Here is a 17680-nt window from a genome sequence, read left to right on the forward strand (position 1 = left end):
GCCCTGCGTCAGCGGTTCGGGCGGTCGGCGGCTACGCCGCGCCCGCGCCGCCCTTGGTCAGGTCCGGGCCGGTCGTCGCCACCGGAGGGGTGTCGGCGATCGGGGACTTGTCGGCGCCGACGAAGGTGAACTTCGCCGCCTTGCCCTCGCCCTCGACGTCCACCAGGACGATGTGACCGGCACGCAGCTCGCCGAAGAGGATCTTCTCCGAGAGCACGTCCTCGATCTCGCGCTGGATGGTGCGGCGCAGCGGGCGGGCGCCCAGGATCGGGTCGTAGCCGCGCTTGGCGAGCAGGGACTTGGCCGCGGGCGTGAGCTCCAGGCCCATGTCGCGGTCCTTGAGCCGGTCGTCCACCTTGGCGGCCATGAGGTCGACGATCTGGATGATGTCGTCCTCGGACAGCTGGTGGAAGACCACGATGTCGTCGACACGGTTGAGGAACTCGGGGCGGAAGTGCTGCTTGAGCTCCTCGCCGACCTTCGCCTTCATCCGCTCGTAGCCGGTGGCGACGTCGCCCTGGGCGGCGAAGCCCAGGTTGAAGCCCTTGGAGATGTCCCGGGTGCCGAGGTTGGTGGTCATGATGATGACCGTGTTCTTGAAGTCCACGACCCGGCCCTGGCTGTCGGTCAGCCGACCGTCCTCCAGGATCTGCAGCAGCGAGTTGAAGATGTCCGGGTGGGCCTTCTCGACCTCGTCGAAGAGGACGACCGAGAACGGCTTGCGGCGGACCTTCTCGGTCAGCTGGCCGCCCTCCTCGTACCCGACGTAGCCGGGAGGCGAGCCGAACAGCCGGGAGACCGTGTGCTTCTCGCTGAACTCGGACATGTCGAGCTGGATCAGCGCGTCCTCGTCGCCGAAGAGGAACTCGGCCAGCGTCTTGGACAGCTCGGTCTTACCGACGCCGGACGGGCCGGCGAAGATGAACGACCCTCCCGGGCGCTTCGGGTCCTTGAGGCCCGCACGGGTGCGCCGGATGGCCTGGGAGAGCGCCTTGATGGCGTCCTTCTGGCCGATGACGCGCTTGTGCAGCTCGTCCTCCATCCGCAGCAGGCGGGAGGACTCCTCCTCGGTGAGCTTGAAGACCGGGATGCCGGTCGCCGTGGCCAGGACCTCGGCGATCAGCTCCTCGTCGACCTCGGCGACGACGTCCATGTCGCCGGCCTTCCACTCCTTCTCGCGCTTGCTCTTCGCGGTCAGGAGGGTCTTCTCGTTGTCGCGGAGAGCGGCGGCCTTCTCGAAGTCCTGCGCATCGATCGCGGACTCCTTCTCCCGGCGCACGTCGGCGATCTTCTCGTCGAACTCGCGCAGGTCCGGCGGCGCGGTCATCCGGCGGATGCGCATCCGCGAACCGGCCTCGTCGATGAGGTCGATCGCCTTGTCGGGAAGGAACCGGTCCGAGATGTACCGGTCCGCCAGGGTCGCGGCGGCGACCAGCGCGGCGTCCGTGATGGACACCCGGTGGTGCGCCTCGTAGCGGTCCCGGAGGCCCTTGAGGATCTCGATGGTGTGCGCCAGCGAGGGCTCGGCGACCTGGATCGGCTGGAAGCGGCGCTCCAGCGCCGCATCCTTCTCCAGGTGCTTGCGGTACTCGTCGAGCGTGGTGGCGCCGATGGTCTGCAGCTCGCCTCGCGCCAGCATGGGCTTGAGGATGCTGGCCGCGTCGATCGCGCCCTCGGCGGCGCCCGCACCCACCAGGGTGTGGAGCTCGTCGATGAACAGGATGATGTCCCCGCGGGTGCGGATCTCCTTGAGCACCTTCTTCAGGCGCTCCTCGAAGTCACCGCGGTAGCGGGAGCCGGCCACCAGCGCGCCCAGGTCGAGGGTGTAGAGCTGCTTGTCCTTCAGCGTCTCCGGGACCTCGCCCTTGACGATGGCCTGGGCCAGGCCCTCGACGACGGCGGTCTTGCCGACGCCGGGCTCACCGATCAGCACCGGGTTGTTCTTGGTGCGGCGGGACAGCACCTGCATGACCCGCTCGATCTCCTTCTCGCGCCCGATGACCGGGTCGAGCTTGGCTTCACGAGCGGCCTGGGTCAGGTTGCGGCCGAACTGGTCGAGGACCAGCGAGGTCGACGGGGTGCCCTCGGCCGGGCCGCCGGCCGTGGCCGACTCCTTGCCGCCGGCCTGGTACCCGGACAGCAGCTGGATGACCTGCTGCCGGACCCGGTTCAGGTCCGCGCCGAGCTTCACCAGGACCTGGGCGGCGACGCCCTCGCCCTCGCGGATGAGGCCGAGCAGGATGTGCTCGGTCCCGATGTAGTTGTGGCCGAGCTGGAGCGCCTCCCGGAGCGAAAGCTCCAGGACCTTCTTCGCCCGAGGAGTGAAGGGGATGTGGCCGGACGGGGCCTGCTGCCCCTGTCCGATGATCTCCTCAACCTGCTGGCGGACCGCCTCGAGCGAAATCCCGAGGCTCTCCAGGGCCTTAGCGGCGACACCCTCACCCTCGTGGATCAGACCCAGAAGGATGTGCTCGGTGCCGATGTAGTTGTGGTTGAGCATCCGGGCTTCTTCCTGAGCCAGGACGACAACCCGCCGCGCGCGGTCGGTGAACCTCTCGAACATCGTTAATCGCTCCTCAGAGCGGTCGGGCAGTGAGGGGTCGGTCCCCTCCCTGTCCTTCCGCATGCTAGTCCCGGAGGCCGGAACAGCTCACGTCTACCGCCGGCAGCCGACGCCACGCTCTGGGCGAGGCGGCCGACAATGACTCCAACCGAATGCTCCGGGATGGTGTTCCCGCAGGCCAAGCAGATCCACCCGGAATCGCTACGCCGACGGCGAACGCCCTCGGCGACACGCCGCAGGGATTGCCGTTCGAGGCCGTCCCCGCGCACTCCGCCCAAGGGATTCATACCCTCCCCCGGGGGCATTCCACTCCGGTCCCGAGGGGTCCGGGTGTTCGCCTGACGAGAAGTCGGACGGCCGCTGCGGGCCAACTGTGTGACATCGAGCGGCGAACGGACGGCCCGGCGTGACCGGGTCGGCCCCCGGTGCGTTGGACGGTGCGTGGCGCACCGCATCCTCGAACGAGCCGTGGTCGAACGACCCCTCGAACAATGCTCCGCGGCGCCGACCGGGTTCCACGAGGCCCTGGAGGCCCCGCTGGGGCCCGGTCTGGCGGCGCTGGACGGCCTGGCCCGGCTCGGCCGCCGCCCCGCACCGGTCGCCGCGGACGGCGACCGGTTGCTGGTCCTGCTGGCCCCCGGCAGCGCCGAGGAGGTGCCGGGCATCCTCGGCTGGTTGGGCTGGTCGCATCTGGACGGGCAGTTGAGAACCCGTCTGATCCGCTCGGCGCCGGTGCCGGACCGGACGCTGCCGACCCGGTCCGAGCTCCCCCGTCTGCTCGACGCCCTGGCCCACGCCTGTGCCCGCGCCCATCTGGACGGGACGGTCAGCCGTGCGCCTTCTCGTACGCCTCGCGGAGGACGCTGGGCACCCGACCGCGGTCGTTGACCTCGTAGCCCTCCTCCTTGGCCCAGGCACGGATCTTCGCCGTGTCCGGGTTGCCGCCCACCGGGCGCGGAGCGCGGGCACGCCCGCCGCGCACGGCGCTGACCCGGCCGCTCTGCTTGCGGCCGCCGGAGGTGTACGGGGCGAGCAGCTCGCGCAGCTTGCCCGCATTCGCGTGAGTGAGATCGATCTCGTAGGCAACCCCGTCAAGAGCGAACGTCACCGTCTCGTCCGCCTCGCCGCCCTCGAGATCGTCGACAAGAAGGACCTGAACCTTCTGCGCCACGGGCTTCCCTTTCCTCAAAAGCATGGATTACTTGTAGGAAAGGAAACCGCTTTTCCGCGAAAAACTCAAACCCCCTGACGCGAGAAGCTTCGAGAGGGGTCTCCGCGGACTGTCCGGAGTCCGCTCCGCGGACGCGTCAGAGATGCAAGAGCATCCGTGTGTTACCCAAGGTGTTCGGTTTCACACGTTCCAGCCCGAGGAACTCGGCGACGCCCTCGTCGTAGCTGCGCAGCAGCTCCTCGTAGACACCGCTGTCGACCGGTGTGGCCTCGATCTCGGCGAAGCCGTGTTTGGTGAAGAAGTCGACTTCGAAGGTGAGGCAGAAAATCCGGCGCACCCCGATCCAGCGGGCGGTCTGGATGAGCTTCTCCAACAGCAGATGTCCGATACCGGTACCCCGGCAGGAGTGGTCCACCGCCAGCGTGCGGACCTCGGCCAGGTCCTCCCACATCACATGGAGCGCGCCACAGGCGACCACCTCGGCGTTGTCGTCCCGCTCGGCGACCCAGAACTCCTGTACGGATTCGAAGAGCGTGACCGTCGGCTTGTTCAGCAGGATTCGCTCGCGCGCGTAGCCGTCGACGAGTCTGCGCACTGCCCGTACATCGCTGGTCCGCGCACGGCGGATCGTGACCTCCATGGGGGGACGCTATCGCGTTCCCCGGCGCGGACGCGCCACGATTTCCGCAGGCCCTTCCCCCCGGAGTGCATCATGAGCACGACGGTAAAGGGCCGCGGTACGGAATCCGGCCATAGCGGAAGGCCCGCCGCCGCGTTCCAGGCGAAGCCGGGCCTTCTGGAAGAACACGTCCATCGCGTCCGCCGCCGCCGGGCGCGATTATCCCCTTTGCCCCGGGAAAGGCCCGGAGGTCAGTCCTGGGTGGCGCGCTGGGCGTGGATGATCGCCTCGGCGGCCGCGTCCTCGCGGGCCGCGCCGGCGCCGCCCTGGTTACGGAACAGGGTGCGGATCATCAGGCCGAAGGCGATGGCCATCACGGTGGGGGGCGTCAGTGCCTCGATGTACTGCATGGTTTTCGGACCGCCTCGCTCGATGCTGGATGCCTCGCTGGATCGGCGTGCACCGTCCGGCAGAAGACTAACCCCGGTCCCTGTGGATCCAGGGGACCGGGGTTGGCCCTGCGCTGCGGGGGGTAGGGAGACGTGTCCCGCGCTACTGCTGGACGTCCGGCCTGACCAGCGGGAAGAGCAGCGTCTCGCGGATGTTCTTGCCGGTCAGCAGCATGATCAGGCGGTCGACGCCGAGACCGAGGCCGCCGGTCGGCGGCATCCCGTACTCCAGCGCGCGGAGGAAGTCCTCGTCCACCTGCATGGCCTCGACGTCGCCGCCGGCCGCCAGCAGCGACTGGGCGGTGAGCCGGGCCCGCTGCTCGACCGGGTCGACCAGCTCGGAGTAGGCGGTGCCGATCTCGGTACCGAAGATCATCAGGTCCCACTTCTCGGCCACACCCGGGTTCGACCGGTGCTGCCGGGTGAGCGGGGAGACCTCGGTCGGGTAGTCCTTGATGAAGGTCGGCCTGATCGCGTCCTCCTCCAGCAGCCGCTCGACCATCTCCAGGACGATCTGGCCGTGGCCCCACTTCTGCTCGTAGGGGACCCCGGCCGCGTCGGCCAGCTTGCGCAGCTCATCGACCGTGGTCTCCGGGGTGACCTCGGTGCCGAGCTTGTCGGAGATCCCGCCGTAGACGGTGACCTCGGCCCAGGGCTCGGCCAGGTCGATCTCGTGCTCGACGCCGTGCGGGTCGGTGCCCCGGATCACGGTGGTGCCGAGGGCCTCCCGGGCGGCGTTGATGATGGTCGCCCGGATCAGCTCGGCCTGGGTGTTGTAGTCCCCGTACGCCTCGTAGGACTCCAGCGAGGTGAACTCCGGGTTGTGGGTGGAGTCCGCGCCCTCGTTGCGGAAGTTGCGGTTGATCTCGAAGACCTTCTCCGCGCCGCCGACCACCAGCCGCTTGAGGTAGAGCTCGGGGGCGATCCGCAGGAAGAGGCCGAGGTCGTAGGCGTTGATGTGGGTCTTGAAGGGGCGCGCGTTGGCGCCGCCGTGGACCGGCTGCAGCATCGGCGTCTCGACCTCGGTGTAGCCGCGCTCCTCGTAGGTGCGGCGGATCGAGCGGACCACCTTGCTGCGCAGGTACAGCATCTCCCGCGCCTCGGGGTTGACGATCAGGTCGACGTAGCGCTGCCGGACCCGGGCCTCCGGGTCGGTCAGGCCCTTGTGCTTGTCCGGCAGCGGACGGAGGCACTTGGAGGTGAGCTCCCAGCGGTCCACCATGATCGACAGCTCGCCGCGCTTGGAGGTGATGACCTCACCCTCGACGCCGACCTGGTCGCCCAGGTCGATGTCGGCCTTCCAGGCCGCCAGGCTCTCCGCGCCGAGCTTGTCCAGCGAGAGCATCACCTGGAGGTCGGCGGTGCCGTCGCGGAGGGTGGCGAAGCAGAGCTTGCCGCCGGTCCGGCTGAGCACGACGCGCCCGGTCACCCCGGCGCGGTCGCCGGTGGCGACGTCGGCTTCGAGGTCCGGGTGGGCGGCGCGCAGGTCGGCGAGGGTCGTCGTCCGGGGGAAACCCACCGGGTACGGGTCGACGCCGGCGGCGCGGAGCCGCTCCAGCTTCTCGCGGCGCACCCGCATCTGTTCGGGAAGGTCATCAGGGGCCGGCGCAGGAGTCTGATCAGTCACCCCACCAGGGTATCGAGCGTCGGCCCCTGCCCCGTACCGGATATCCGGCGGGACAGGGGCCGATCGCGGGCAGGGGCCGACCGCGGGCAGGGGCCGACGGACCGGCTCAGCCGGTGCCGGTGGCGAGCTCCGCCTCGGGCTCGGCCGCCGGGTCCAGCTCGGAGCGGACGCCGCGCGGCCAGAGGTCGCCGGGGGTGGGGATGGCGCGGACGGAGGACGTCCCCTCGGCCGGAGCGGTGGAGGCGTTGTCGCGGCCGGATTCGGCGGGACGCACGGCGGGGTCGTAGGCAGCCATGGGAATCGGTCCTCCACGTCGGGTCGGTAGGGGGTGCGGTTGCACCCCCGCCGCGGGTGCGGCAGGTCGGGACTGCTGGCGCAGGGACCGCAGCGGCCGGGCGAAGTCCGCGACGTTGCCGGCGTCGCCGGACCGCGCGGGCTCGGGCACACGGGCGGTCCCCGGCGCCTGGGCCGGTTCCGGCAGCCGGGTCGGGCCGTCGGCGTCCGTCGCGCCGACCACACCGGCCACGGCGGCCACGGCCGCCTCGGCATGGCCCGGGACTGCGGTCAGCGGGTTTCCCGCGATGGCGAGCTGACGGGCCGCCGGCTCCAGGCCGGCCCTGGCGCCGCCGGCGGCCAGCGCGCCGCAGCGGGAGCGGAGGTCGAGCCGACGGGTCCGCTCCTGCGGGGCGCAGGGCAGGGCGGTCAGGTTGCGCAGGGCGGTGAGGTCCTCGCGGTCGGGCAGGTAGCCGTCCGCGACGGCCTCCTCCAGCCGCTCCAGGTAGCCGGAGGCGGAGCCGGGCAGGGCGGCGCGGTAGCGGGAGAGGTCGGCCAGGGCGAAGGCCCGCATCCGGCCGCCCTCGTGCACGGCCTCGTCGATCGACTCGGCGAGGCGGAGCACGTCCTGGACGTCCTCCACCCAGGCGTTGCGGGCCCATCCGGGGAGGACCGGGGTACCGGGGGTGGCGGGGTTCAGCACGTGGGCGAGGGCTCGGCGCAGCACCCGGAGCTCGTCCGCGCTGAAGGCCATGCCGCCGCGGGATCCATGAGGCATAGGCATGCTCGGACCCTATGCCGGAAATGCCTGATTTCTGATTATCGACACGCCGTCATCGGACCGCCACCCGAGGCGGGTTGGACCCCGCCGACCGGGCGAAGGCGTCCCCGGCGCTCAGGTGGTGGCGGTGTTCTTCTCGTACACCAGCCGCAGGCCGATCAGGGTCAGCCAGGGCTCGTGCACGTCGATGCTGCTCGCCTCGCCCAGGACCAGCGGGGCCAGCCCGCCGGTCGCGATCACCTGGACGTCGTCCGGGTCGGTGGACAGCTCGGCGGCCATCCGGTTGACCACGCCGTCCACCTGGCCGGCGTAGCCGTAGAGGATGCCCGACTGCATGCACTCCACGGTGTTCTTGCCGATGACGTTGCGCGGCCGGATGATCTCGATCTTGGGCAGCTTGGCGCCGCGCTGGCCCAGCGCCTCCACCGAGATCTCGATGCCCGGCGCGATCGCTCCGCCGAGGTAGTCGCCGCGCTCGTTCACCGCGTCGAAGGTGGTCGCCGTCCCGAAGTCGACCACGATGCAGGGGCCGCCGTAGAGGTGCTTGGCGGCCAGGGTGTTGACGATCCGGTCCGCACCGACCTCCTTCGGGTTGTCGGTGAGGACGTGCACCCCGGTCTTGATGCCGGGCTCCACCAGGACCGCCGGCACGTCGCCGTAGTAGCGCCGGGTCACCTCGCGCAGCTCGTGGAGGACCGAGGGCACGGTCGAGCAGATGGCCAGTCCGTCGACCGTGTCCTCCCCGAGCGCGGGGTGCGCCCCCATCAGCCCCTGCATCAGCACTGCCGTCTCGTCCGCCGTGCGCCGCGGGTCGGTGGAGACCCGCCAGTGCTCCACGATCTCCTCGCCGTCGAAGAGGCCGAGCACGGTGTGGGTGTTGCCGACATCGATGGTGAGCAGCATGGGCGCAGGCCATTCTTCGGGTGGGTCGCGGCTGATGGACGGTCGGGGGACTATCCGCGCAGGTCGAGACCGATGTCAAGGATGGGCGAGGAGTGGGTCAGCGCCCCGACGGCGAGGTAGTCGACACCGGTCGTGCCGACCTCGCGGGCGTTCTCCAGGGCCAGCCCGCCGGAGGACTCCAACTTGGCCCGGCCGGCCACCAGCGCGACCGCCTCGCGGAGCTGGGGAACGGTGAAGTTGTCGAGCAGGATCAGGTCCGCCCCGGCGTCCAGCACCGGCTGGATCTGGTCGATCCGGTCCACCTCGACCTCGACGTCCAGGTCGGGGTAGGCGGCGCGGACGGCCTTGAACGCCTCGGCCACGCCGCCGGCCGCGACCACGTGGTTGTCCTTGACCAGGGCCGCGTCGGACAGGCCCATCCGGTGGTTGGCGCCGCCGCCGCAGCGGACCGCGTACTTCTGCAGGGCGCGCAGGCCGGGGGTGGTCTTCCGGGTGTCGCGGACGACCGCGCCGGTGCCCTCCAGCGCGTCCGCCCAGGCGCGGGTGGCGGTGGCGATGCCGGACAGGTGGCAGAGCAGGTTGAGCGCGCTGCGCTCGGCGGTGAGCAGGTCGCGGGTGCGGGTGGTGACGCTGAGCAGCACCTGCCCGGCCTCGACCCGGTCGCCGTCCTCGACCAGCCGCTCGACGCTGAACTCCTCCTCGGCGACCAGCGAGAGCACCGCCTCGGCGACCCGGAGCCCGGCGACCACGCCGCCCTGACGGGCGGTGAAGTCGGCGGTGGCGACGGCCGCCTCGGGGACGGTGGCGACGGAGGTGACGTCCTCGCCGCCGGCCAGGTCCTCGGCCAGCGCCAGGGTGGCGATGTCCTCGACCTCGACCGGGTCGAGCCCGGCCGCTTCGAGCAGCGCCGCGAGCTGCGGGTCGAGCCCGGTCACGTACTCGCCGTCGCCGCAGGCGCAGCCCTCGCCGCAGCCCTCGCCCTCGCCGCCGACGAGCGGAAGTTCGTCGTGGTGGTGGCCGTGCTCGTCGTGCGCGCTCATGCTCGGGTCTCCTCGGGGAGGGTGGTCAGCACGGTGCCGTGCTGGCGGCTGATCAGATGAGTGTTCCAGTTGCTGTCGTCCCGGTCGGGGAAGTCCTCGCGCCAGTGGCAGCCACGGGTCTCCTCGCGCAGCCGGGCGGCGGCGGTCAGGGCGGTGGCGACCAGGTGCAGGTTGGTCGCCTCCCAGGTCTCGACCTGCGGCGGCTCGCCCTTGGGGTGGTGCGGGTCGTCGGCGTCGGCCGGGTGGGCCCCGGTGAGCGCGGCCAGGCCCGCGGCGGCCCCGGCCATGCTGTCGGCGCTGCGCAGCACGCCGACGCCGCGGGTCATCAGCCGCTGGATCGCGAAGCGGGCCTCGGAGGCCAGCAGCGGAACGCGTTCCACCTCGCGCTCCGTGTCTTCGTGGCGGGGCGTCAGCCTCCCTGCGGCGTCGCGCTCGGCGATGTCGGCGGCGATCCGCTCGGCGAAGACCAGGCCCTCCAGCAGCGAGTTGGAGGCCAGCCGGTTGGCGCCGTGGACGCCGGTCCAGGCGACCTCGCCGCAGGCGTAGAGCCCGGAGACCGAGGTGTGCCCGTGCAGGTCGGTGCGGACGCCGCCGGAGGCGTGGTGCGCGGCCGGGGCGACCGGGATCAACTCGGTCACCGGGTCGATGCCGTGGCTGCGGCAGGAGGCGAGGATGGTCGGGAAGCGCTCGGCCCACATCCGCTCGCCGAAGTGCCGGCCGTCCAGGTACATGTGCTCGGCGCCGGTCGCCTCCATCCGCCGCAGGATGCTCTTGGCGACGATGTCGCGCGGGGCCAGCTCGGCCAGCTCGTGCTGGCCGACCATGAAGCGGACCCCGTCCGCGTCCACCAGGTGGGCGCCCTCGCCGCGCACCGCCTCGGAGATCAGCGGCTGCTGGCCCTCCGCGTCGGGGCCGAGCCAGAGCACGGTCGGGTGGAACTGGACGAACTCCAGGTCGGTGACCTCGGCCCCGGCCCGCAGCGCCAGCGCGACGCCGTCGCCGGTGGAGACGGCGGGGTTGGTGGTGGCCGAGTAGACCTGGCCCATGCCGCCGGTGGCCAGCACCACGGCCCGGGCGTGGACCGCGCCGACGCCGTCCCGCTGCCCCTCCCCCATCACGTGGAGGGTCAGCCCGGCGGTGCGGCCCTCGGCGTCGGTGAGCAGGTCCAGCACCAGGGCGTGCTCGACCAGCACCACGTTGTCGTCCGCGCGGACCGCCTCGACCAGCGCCCGGGAGATCTCCGCGCCGGTGGCGTCGCCGCCGGCGTGGGCGATCCGGCTGCGGTGGTGGCCGCCCTCGCGGGTCAGCAGGATCTCGCCCTCGGCGTCCTGGTCGAAGGCCGCCCCGGCGGCGATCAGCCGGCGGACGGCGTCCGGGCCCTCGGTGACCAGGACCCGGACCGCCTCCTCGTCGCACAGGCCCGCGCCGGCCACCAGGGTGTCGCTGAGGTGCTGCTCGGGGGTGTCGCCCTCGCCGAGCGCGGCGGCGATGCCGCCCTGCGCCCAGCGGGTCGAGCCGTCGTCCAGCATCGCCTTGGTCACCACCAGCACCCGCAGCCCGGAGGCGCGCAGCCGCAGCGCGGTGGTGAGTCCGGCCACGCCCGAACCGACCACGACCACATCGGTGCGGACGGTCCAGCCGGGGGCCGGGGCGGTGAGACGGGTCACTGGGGTCATGCGTCACTCCGTGCGTGCGTGGGCGCGCCGGTGGCTGCGCCGTCGACGTCACCGTACGCCTGCGCCGGAATCGCACGCGCATCCGCATCGCCGCGGACCAGCCCGCTGCCGGCCGGTGCCTCGGCCGCGTCGCCGCCGAGGTGGGTGATCCGGTTGTCGGCGTCGACGAACAGCACCCGGGGCTGGTGCACCCGCGCCTCGGCGTCGCCCATCTGGCCGTAGCCGATGATGATCACCAGGTCGCCCGGGTGGACCAGCCGGGCGGCGGCACCGTTGATGCCGATGATGCCGGTGCCGCGCGCCCCGGCGATGGTGTAGGTCTCCAGCCGGTTGCCGTTGTCGATGTCGACGATGTGGACCAGCTCGCCGGGGAGCAGGTCGGCGGCGTCCAGCAGGTCCTGGTCGATCGTCACCGAGCCGACGTAGTGCAGGTCGGCCTGGGTGACGGTGGCCCGGTGGATCTTGGACTTGAGCATGGTGCGAAGCATGGTCACGCCTCCTTGGTGAAGTGCATGCCTGGTGGTTCAGGACGAGACGAGGGTCAGAAGCCGATGCGGACGTTGTCGATCAGCCGGGTCCGGCCGACCTTGGCGGCGAGCGCGAGCAGCGCCTCGCCGCGGAAGTCCTCGCGGTCGACCTCGGTGAAGTCGACCGGGTCGATCAGGCCGAGGTAGTCCGGGGCGAGCCCGGACCCGGCCAGCACCGCTCCGGCCGCCGCGCGGACCGCCGCCGGACCGGCCGGGACGGCGTCCCGGCCGGCGAACAGCGCCCGGGAGAGCGCCAGCGCCCCGGTCCGGTCCTCGGCCGAGAGGAAGCGGTTGCGACTGGACAGCGCCAGCCCGTCGGCCTCGCGGACGGTCTCCACGCCGAGGATCTCCACCGGGAAGTTCAGGTCCCGGACCATCCGCCGGACCAGTGCCAACTGCTGGCCGTCCTTCTCGCCGAAGCAGGCCACGTCGGGACCGGTGAGGTGGAGCAGCTTGGCGACGACGGTCAGCATTCCGTCGAAGTGCCCGGGGCGGGCGGCGCCCTCGTAGCCCTCGCCCATCGGGCCGGCCGCGATCCGGACCTGCGGCTCGCCGCCGGGGTAGACCTCGTCCACGGCGGGGGCGAAGACCAGGTCGGCGCCGGCCTCCGCGGCGAGCGCGAGGTCGGCGTCCAGGGTGCGCGGGTAGCGGTCCAGGTCCTCGCCGGCGCCGAACTGCAGCGGGTTGACGAAGACGGTCACCACCACCGTCCCGGCCGCGCCGACGCGCGCGCGGGCGGCGCGGACCAGCGAGGCGTGGCCCTCGTGCAGCGCGCCCATGGTCATCACCACGGCGCGGAGGCCGGAGCGGGCCTCGGCCGCCTCCGCCAGTGCCGCCGCCGTGCTCACCAGTGCCGTGCTCATCCGTTCTCCTCCGCCAGCACGTCCAGCAGGACCTCGGCGGCCTCCGCCTTCAGCATTCCGTTGGCCAGCGCCCGGTCGGCGGTGGCGCGCGCCATGGCGCGGTAGCTCTCCAGGATCTGCGGCGAGGTCGCCCGCAGCTGCGCGACATGGGTCCGCACCGTGCCCGCGTCGCCCCGGGCGACCGGTCCGGTCAGCGCCGCGTCGCCGCTGCGCAGGGCATTGTCCAGGGCCGCGCCCAGCAGCGGGCCGAGCATCCGGCCGGGTTCGGCCACGCCCGCGTCGGAGAGGATCTCCATGGCCTGTGCCACCAGGGTGACCAGGTGGTTCGAGCCGTGGGCGAGGGCCGTGTGGTAGAGCGGGCGGACCGCCTCCGGCACCCATTCGGGCTCGCCGCCCATCTCCACCACCAGCGCCTCGGCGACCGGGCGCAGCTGCTCCGGGGAGGTCACCCCGAACGGGCAGCCGGCCAGCCTGGCCACGTCCACGGCGGTGCCGGTGAAGGTCATCGCCGGGTGCAGCGCCAGCGGCAGCGCGCCGACCCGGGTGGCGGGTTCGAGCACCGCCACGCCGTGCGCCCCGGAGGTGTGCACCAGCATCTGCCCGGGCCGCACCGCGCCGGTCGCGGCCAGTCCGGCCACCAGCTCGGCCAGCGCGTCGTCGGGGACGGTCAGCAGCACCAGGTCGGCGGCGGCCATCACCTGCGGCGGGGTGACCAGCCGGACTCCCGGCAGCAGCGTCTCGGCGCGCCGCCGCGAGGCCGTCGAGACCCCGGAGGCGGCCACCACCCGGTGTCCGGCCAGCTGCAGCGCCGCGCCGAGCGCGGGGCCGACCCGGCCGGTGCCGACCACGCCGACGGCGAGCCGTGCGGGCCGGTTGTCGGGGGCGCCGGGGTCCCCGGGAATGTCGTCGAACAGACCGCCGGGCAGCCCGAACTCGCCTGTGCTCACGTCAAGGCTCCTTCTCCGTTCCAGTCCTCTACGGGTACCGGACGTACGCGGCCATCCTACGGCGGGTCACGAGGACTCGGCTGTGACCTGGCCCTCGTTGTAGACGTTGGCGAGCTCCTGCTGCGAGAGCTTCTGGATGGCTTCCATGATCTCCTCGGTGACCGCGCGCCGGGCGGGTCCGACCGCCATGGCACGCTCGCGGACGGCCACGGCCCGGTCGCCGAAGTCCATGGGCTCACCGAACTTGACGGTGATCCTGCGGATCCGGGGCAGCCGCTTGCCCACGGGCTGCACCTTCTCGGTGCCGGCCAGCGCGACCGGAACGACCAGCGCCCCCGAGGTCAGCGCGAGCCAGGCCACGCCGGGCTTGCCCCGGTAGAGGCGGCCGTCGAGGGAGCGCTTGCCCTCCGGGTAGATCCCGAAGGCGTTGCCCTCGTTCAGCGCCTCCAGCGCGGCGTCCAGCGAGGCCTGGGCGGCGCGGTGGGTGCCGCGCTCGACCGGGACCGCGTCGATCGCGGTGAAGAAGCTCCGGCTCAGCCAGCCCTTGAACCCGGTCCCGGTGAAGTACTCGGCCTTGGCCAGGAAGACCACCGGACGCGGTGCGACCAGCGGGATCACCACGCTGTCGATGAAGGAGAGGTGGTTGCTGGCCAGGATCACCGCGCCGCGCTTCGGCACGTTCTCGCGTCCCTCGACCACCGGCCGGTAGACCAGCCGCATCAGCGGGGCCAGCACCGACCTGGCGATTAGTGCGAACACGTGCCCTCCGTAGTCATCCGCGAACGTCCGGTGATGTTACCGGGCAGTCACCGAGCTGGATGGCCCGGCTGCGGGATCGTATGACATCCGCGAGCACTGCGGGAGCCGTGTCCGGCGCGTCGGACCCGTCACTGCCGGTGTGGACGACCGGCGGGCCGCCCCTGGGACGATCCGGGTCATTGGGAGAGGATCACCCCATGAGCGATGAGACGAAGGACCCGGCCCAGCGGCGGTTCGAGGCGCAGCGCGGCTGCACGAAAGTGCTGTCCGGGGCGCGCCCGGTGTCGCTGCGGGAGCGGATGGCGGAACTGGCGGCGGACGCCGAGGGCGCCTACGACCTGGACGGGCGGCTCGACTTCTACGGCAACGGCGTGGTCGAGGCGCTGGAGAAGCGGGTGGCCGGGCTGCTGGGGACGGAGGCCGCAGCGTTCTTCCCGACCGGCACCATGGCCCAGCAGGTCGCCCTGCGCTGCTGGGCGCGCCGCACCGGTGACCCGACGGTGGCGATGCACCCGCTGGCCCATCCCGAGGTGCACGAGCGCTTCGCCTACTCCCAGCTCAGCGGGGTCCGCAGCGTCTGGCCGACCACCGAGCCGCGGTCGGCCTCGGCCGAGGAGGTCCAGGACTTCGCCGAGCCCTTCGGCACCCTGATGCTGGAGCTGCCGCTGCGCGACGCCGGATTCGTCCTGCCGACCTGGGAGGAGCTGACCGCGACCGTCGCCGCCGCCCGGGCCAGGGACGCGGTGGTGCACTTCGACGGGGCCCGGCTGTGGGAGTGCGCCCCGCACTTCGGCCGCACCCTGCCGGAGATCGCCGAGCTGGCGGACTCGGTCTACGTGTCCTTCTACAAGACCCTCGGCGGGCTCAGCGGCGCGGCGCTGGCCGGTACGGCGGACTTCGTCGCGGACACCAAGACCTGGCGGCACCGCTACGGCGGGCAGCTGTTCCAGCAGTGGCCGGCCGCGCTGGCCGCGCTCGCCGGCCTGGACCGCGAACTGCCCCGGCTGGACGCCTACGTGGCCAAGGCCAAGGAGGTGGCGGCCGCCCTGACCGAGGCCCTGGCCGAGGTCCCCGGCGCCCGGATCTTCCCGGAGGTCCCGCACACCCACCAGTTCCAGGTCTGGCTGCCGTTCCCGGCGGACGACCTGGACGAGGCCGGGCTGCGCCTGGCCGAGGAGACCAGGCAGTCGCTGTTCGGGATGTGGCGCGAGCCGGGGCTGCCCCGGGTCTCGTACACCGAGGTCACCGTCTCGGCGGCGGCCCTGGACTGGTCCCCGGAGGAGGTCCGCGCGGCGGCGGGCGCCTTCCTCTCCCAGCTGCGCGGCCTGTCCCGGGTGGGCTGAGCCCGGGTCGGTGCCGGGGTCGGGGTCGGGGTCGGGGTCGGGGTCGGGGTCGGGGTCGGGCCGGCTAGGGGACGCCGCCGGCCCGGACCAGGCCGGTCTCGTAGGCCAGGACCACGGCCTGGACCCGGTCCCGCACCTCCAGCTTGGTGAGGATCCGGCCGACATGGGTCTTCACGGTGGCCTCCGAGAGCGAGAGCCTGCCGGCGATCTCGCCGTTGGAGAGGCCCCCGGCGATCAGCAGCAGCACCTCGCGCTCACGGTCGGTGAGCCGGGCCAGCTCCGGGGTGTCCATCGGCGGCTGGGAGCTGGGCAGGATGGTGGCGAAGCGGTCGATCATGCGGCGGGTGGTGGTCGGCGCGACGACCGCCTCGCCGCTGTGGACCGCCCGGATCGCGGCGACCAGTTCGGCCGGCGGCACGTCCTTGAGCAGGAAGCCGCTGGCCCCGGCCTTGAGCGCGGTGAACGCGTACTCGTCCAGGTCGAAGGTGGTGAGGATGAGGACGTGCGGTCCGGCGCCCGGGCCGCCGGCGCCCGGGAGGCCGGGGAGCGCCGGGTCGGCGGCGCAGATCCTGCGGGTCGCCTCCACTCCGTCCATCCGGGGCATCCGGACGTCCATCAGCACCACGTCGACCTCGGCCGTCGCCAGTACCTCCAGGGCCTGGAGGCCGTCCCCGGCCTCGGCCACCACCTCGATGTCGGTCTGGGACTGGAGGACCATCCGGAAGCCGGTGCGCAGCAGTTCCTGGTCGTCGACGAGCATGACGCGGATGGGCATGGGCTTCCTTGGCTGGTCGGGTGCGGGCGAGGGCTAGGAGGCGTGGGGGGCGAGGCCGGGGCCGCGGTCGGGCACCGGCCCGGACTCGGTCACCGCGGCCTCGGCGGGCGCGGCGGCGGACCTGCGCGAGGGTTTGAGCGGCAGGCTGGCACTGATCCGGAAGCCGCCGCCGGGGCGGGGCCCCGCGTCCAGCGTGCCGCCGACCATCCCGACCCGCTCGCGCATGCCGATCAGACCGTGGCCGAAGCCGTCCGCGCCGCCCTGGACCGCGAGCGCGGTGCTCGCCCCGCGACCGTCGTCCTCGATCACCAGGTCCATCCCCCGGTCGTCGAAACGGAGCCGTACCGACGCCGTGGTCTCCGGTCCGCCGTGCTTGCGGGCGTTGGTCAGCGCCTCCTGGACGATCCGGTAGGCGGTCAGCTCCACCCCGCGCGGCAGCTCCCGGGGCTCGCCCTCGACCTTGAAGGCGACCGGCAGGCCGGCGCTGCGCACCTGCTCCAGCAGGTCGGGCAGCTGCTCGACGCTCGGCTGGGGGACGTACTCGCCGACGCTGTCGGCGGAGCGCAGCAGGCCGAGCAGCCGACGCATCTCCTCCAGCGCCTGCCGGCCGGTGCCGGCGATGGTCGCCAGCGCCTGCCTGGCCTGCTCCGGTGAGGAGTCCATGACGAAGGAGGCGCCGTCCGCCTGGACGATCATCACCGAGACGTTGTGGGCGACCACGTCGTGCAGTTCACGGGCGATCCGGGCGCGCTCGGCGGCGACGGCGATCTTCGACTGGGCGTCGCGCTCGCGCTCCAGCCGGGCCGCCCGGTCCTCCAGCTGCATGTAGTAGGCCCGGCGGATCCGGGTGAGCCGGCCGAGGACCCAGCAGAGCAGGAAGGGCGTCGAGAAGACCACCGCCATGGCGACCTCCAGCCAGACCCGCCCGGACGTGCCCCGTGCGGGGTTGCCGTGCTGAGTGCCCTCGAAGCCCGGGTGGTAGAAGCTGAACCAGGCCAGCGGGCCGGCCGCGAGGCCGAAGAGCAGCGAGATCCTGGAGGTCCACACCTTGCCGAAGGCCGCACCGGTGTAGGCGATGATCAGCAGGGCGATGTCGGCGAGGAACAGCCCGGTCCGGAAGCCGACCTGGACCAGCCCGACCGCTATGGCGACCGCGACGGCGGCGTCGGGGAAGCGCCGCCGGACCACGAGCACCCCGCAGAGTACGAAGGTGACCGGGGCGACCTGCAGGAACTGGTAGTCGTCCTGCCAGGCCTCCAGCACCTCCAGTGCACACGGCAGGAACAGCAGCAGCGCCCAGGCGGCGTCGGCCACCATGGGATGCCTGCGGAACCAGCTGTAGAGGAGTTGCACAGTTGCAAGCC

The 17680-nt window shown here is 72.3% G+C and carries 17 protein-coding genes; 2 read left to right on the forward strand and 15 right to left on the reverse strand.

The window, feature by feature from the left end; all coding sequences use genetic code 11:
• Nucleotides 1-31: 31 nt before the first annotated feature.
• A complete protein-coding gene (locus tag BS75_RS18410; protein ID WP_034089030.1) occupies nucleotides 32-2563 on the reverse strand; it encodes an ATP-dependent Clp protease ATP-binding subunit in 2532 nt (843 codons plus the stop codon).
• A gap of 468 nt (nucleotides 2564-3031) precedes the next feature.
• Here BS75_RS18410 and BS75_RS18415 point away from each other — a divergent pair, with 468 nt between their 5' ends.
• Nucleotides 3032-3451, forward strand: coding sequence for a hypothetical protein (locus tag BS75_RS18415; protein WP_156164266.1), 420 nt, complete (start codon nucleotides 3032-3034; stop codon nucleotides 3449-3451).
• On the opposite strand, the gene BS75_RS18420 is transcribed toward BS75_RS18415, so the two are convergent.
• The 12 genes from BS75_RS18420 to BS75_RS18475 form a co-directional block, all read right to left on the reverse strand.
• Entirely contained in the window at nucleotides 3390-3734 is a 345-nt protein-coding gene (locus tag BS75_RS18420) for a histone-like nucleoid-structuring protein Lsr2 (RefSeq protein WP_034089032.1), read from the reverse strand. The genes BS75_RS18415 and BS75_RS18420 overlap by 62 nt on opposite strands.
• A gap of 136 nt (nucleotides 3735-3870) precedes the next feature.
• On the reverse strand, nucleotides 3871-4374 hold the full coding sequence (locus BS75_RS18425) for an amino-acid N-acetyltransferase (protein ID WP_034089033.1): 504 nt from the start codon (nucleotides 4372-4374) through the stop codon (nucleotides 3871-3873).
• A 230-nt stretch (nucleotides 4375-4604) separates the two neighbouring features.
• Nucleotides 4605-4763, reverse strand: coding sequence for a hypothetical protein (locus tag BS75_RS49350; protein ID WP_034089034.1), 159 nt, complete (start codon nucleotides 4761-4763; stop codon nucleotides 4605-4607).
• Nucleotides 4764-4905: 142 nt separating this feature from the next.
• Nucleotides 4906-6429 carry a bifunctional lysylphosphatidylglycerol synthetase/lysine--tRNA ligase LysX gene (gene lysX / locus BS75_RS18435; protein ID WP_081982421.1) on the reverse strand — a complete coding sequence of 508 codons (1524 nt, stop codon included), beginning with the start codon at nucleotides 6427-6429 and terminating at the stop codon, nucleotides 4906-4908.
• Nucleotides 6430-6535: 106 nt separating this feature from the next.
• Nucleotides 6536-7486 (reverse strand): hypothetical protein, encoded by a 951-nt coding sequence (locus BS75_RS51930; protein WP_174515058.1) that lies wholly within the window; start codon nucleotides 7484-7486, stop codon nucleotides 6536-6538.
• Between the two features lie 111 nt (nucleotides 7487-7597).
• Nucleotides 7598-8386, reverse strand: a complete 789-nt coding sequence (locus tag BS75_RS18445) for a type III pantothenate kinase (protein WP_034089036.1) — start codon at nucleotides 8384-8386, stop codon at nucleotides 7598-7600.
• Between the two features lie 50 nt (nucleotides 8387-8436).
• Complete coding sequence (nadC, locus tag BS75_RS18450) at nucleotides 8437-9426, reverse strand: carboxylating nicotinate-nucleotide diphosphorylase (RefSeq protein WP_034089037.1); 990 nt, start codon at nucleotides 9424-9426, stop codon at nucleotides 8437-8439.
• Nucleotides 9423-11102 carry an L-aspartate oxidase gene (locus tag BS75_RS18455; RefSeq protein WP_042438226.1) on the reverse strand — a complete coding sequence of 560 codons (1680 nt, stop codon included), beginning with the start codon at nucleotides 11100-11102 and terminating at the stop codon, nucleotides 9423-9425. Before BS75_RS18455 ends, nadC begins: the two co-directional genes overlap by 4 nt.
• Nucleotides 11099-11590: an aspartate 1-decarboxylase gene (gene panD, locus BS75_RS18460; RefSeq protein WP_042438223.1), complete on the reverse strand. Its 492-nt coding sequence runs from the start codon at nucleotides 11588-11590 to the stop codon at nucleotides 11099-11101. Before panD ends, BS75_RS18455 begins: the two co-directional genes overlap by 4 nt.
• 53 nt (nucleotides 11591-11643) lie before the next feature.
• A complete protein-coding gene (gene panC, locus BS75_RS18465; RefSeq protein ID WP_034089038.1) occupies nucleotides 11644-12492 on the reverse strand; it encodes a pantoate--beta-alanine ligase in 849 nt (282 codons plus the stop codon).
• The gene (locus BS75_RS18470; RefSeq protein ID WP_034093298.1) at nucleotides 12489-13394 is read right to left on the reverse strand and encodes a Rossmann-like and DUF2520 domain-containing protein; all 906 of its coding nucleotides are present in this window, start codon (nucleotides 13392-13394) and stop codon (nucleotides 12489-12491) included. The genes panC and BS75_RS18470 overlap by 4 nt, the downstream gene beginning before the upstream one ends.
• Before the next feature lie 111 nt (nucleotides 13395-13505).
• Nucleotides 13506-14198, reverse strand: coding sequence for a lysophospholipid acyltransferase family protein (locus tag BS75_RS18475; protein ID WP_034089039.1), 693 nt, complete (start codon nucleotides 14196-14198; stop codon nucleotides 13506-13508).
• Nucleotides 14199-14395: 197 nt separating this feature from the next.
• Between BS75_RS18475 and BS75_RS18480 the strand changes: the two genes are divergently transcribed.
• Nucleotides 14396-15541 (forward strand): threonine aldolase family protein, encoded by a 1146-nt coding sequence (locus BS75_RS18480; RefSeq protein WP_042438221.1) that lies wholly within the window; start codon nucleotides 14396-14398, stop codon nucleotides 15539-15541.
• A gap of 64 nt (nucleotides 15542-15605) precedes the next feature.
• Here BS75_RS18480 and BS75_RS18485 read toward each other — a convergent pair whose 3' ends face one another.
• Nucleotides 15606-16316, reverse strand: coding sequence for a response regulator (locus BS75_RS18485; protein WP_034089041.1), 711 nt, complete (start codon nucleotides 16314-16316; stop codon nucleotides 15606-15608).
• A 33-nt stretch (nucleotides 16317-16349) separates the two neighbouring features.
• Nucleotides 16350-17669, reverse strand: coding sequence for a sensor histidine kinase (locus tag BS75_RS18490; protein WP_063776572.1), 1320 nt, complete (start codon nucleotides 17667-17669; stop codon nucleotides 16350-16352).
• Nucleotides 17670-17680: the final 11 nt, after the last annotated feature.

Source organism: Streptacidiphilus albus JL83 (assembly GCF_000744705.1).
Lineage (GTDB): Bacteria > Actinomycetota > Actinomycetes > Streptomycetales > Streptomycetaceae > Streptacidiphilus > Streptacidiphilus albus.

Coding starts and splice junctions, on each gene's coding strand:
- BS75_RS18410 (WP_034089030.1), bottom strand. CDS start 2,563: ATGTTCGAGAGGTTCACCGACCGCGCGCGGCGGGTTGTCGTCCTGGCT.
- BS75_RS18425 (WP_034089033.1), bottom strand. CDS start 4,374: ATGGAGGTCACGATCCGCCGTGCGCGGACCAGCGATGTACGGGCAGTG.
- BS75_RS18485 (WP_034089041.1), bottom strand. CDS start 16,316: ATGCCCATCCGCGTCATGCTCGTCGACGACCAGGAACTGCTGCGCACC.
- BS75_RS49350 (WP_034089034.1), bottom strand. CDS start 4,763: ATGCAGTACATCGAGGCACTGACGCCCCCCACCGTGATGGCCATCGCC.
- panD (WP_042438223.1), bottom strand. CDS start 11,590: ATGCTTCGCACCATGCTCAAGTCCAAGATCCACCGGGCCACCGTCACC.
- BS75_RS18455 (WP_042438226.1), bottom strand. CDS start 11,102: ATGACCCCAGTGACCCGTCTCACCGCCCCGGCCCCCGGCTGGACCGTC.
- BS75_RS18445 (WP_034089036.1), bottom strand. CDS start 8,386: ATGCTGCTCACCATCGATGTCGGCAACACCCACACCGTGCTCGGCCTC.
- nadC (WP_034089037.1), bottom strand. CDS start 9,426: ATGAGCGCGCACGACGAGCACGGCCACCACCACGACGAACTTCCGCTC.
- panC (WP_034089038.1), bottom strand. CDS start 12,492: ATGAGCACGGCACTGGTGAGCACGGCGGCGGCACTGGCGGAGGCGGCC.
- BS75_RS51930 (WP_174515058.1), bottom strand. CDS start 7,486: ATGCCTATGCCTCATGGATCCCGCGGCGGCATGGCCTTCAGCGCGGAC.
- BS75_RS18480 (WP_042438221.1), top strand. CDS start 14,396: ATGAGCGATGAGACGAAGGACCCGGCCCAGCGGCGGTTCGAGGCGCAG.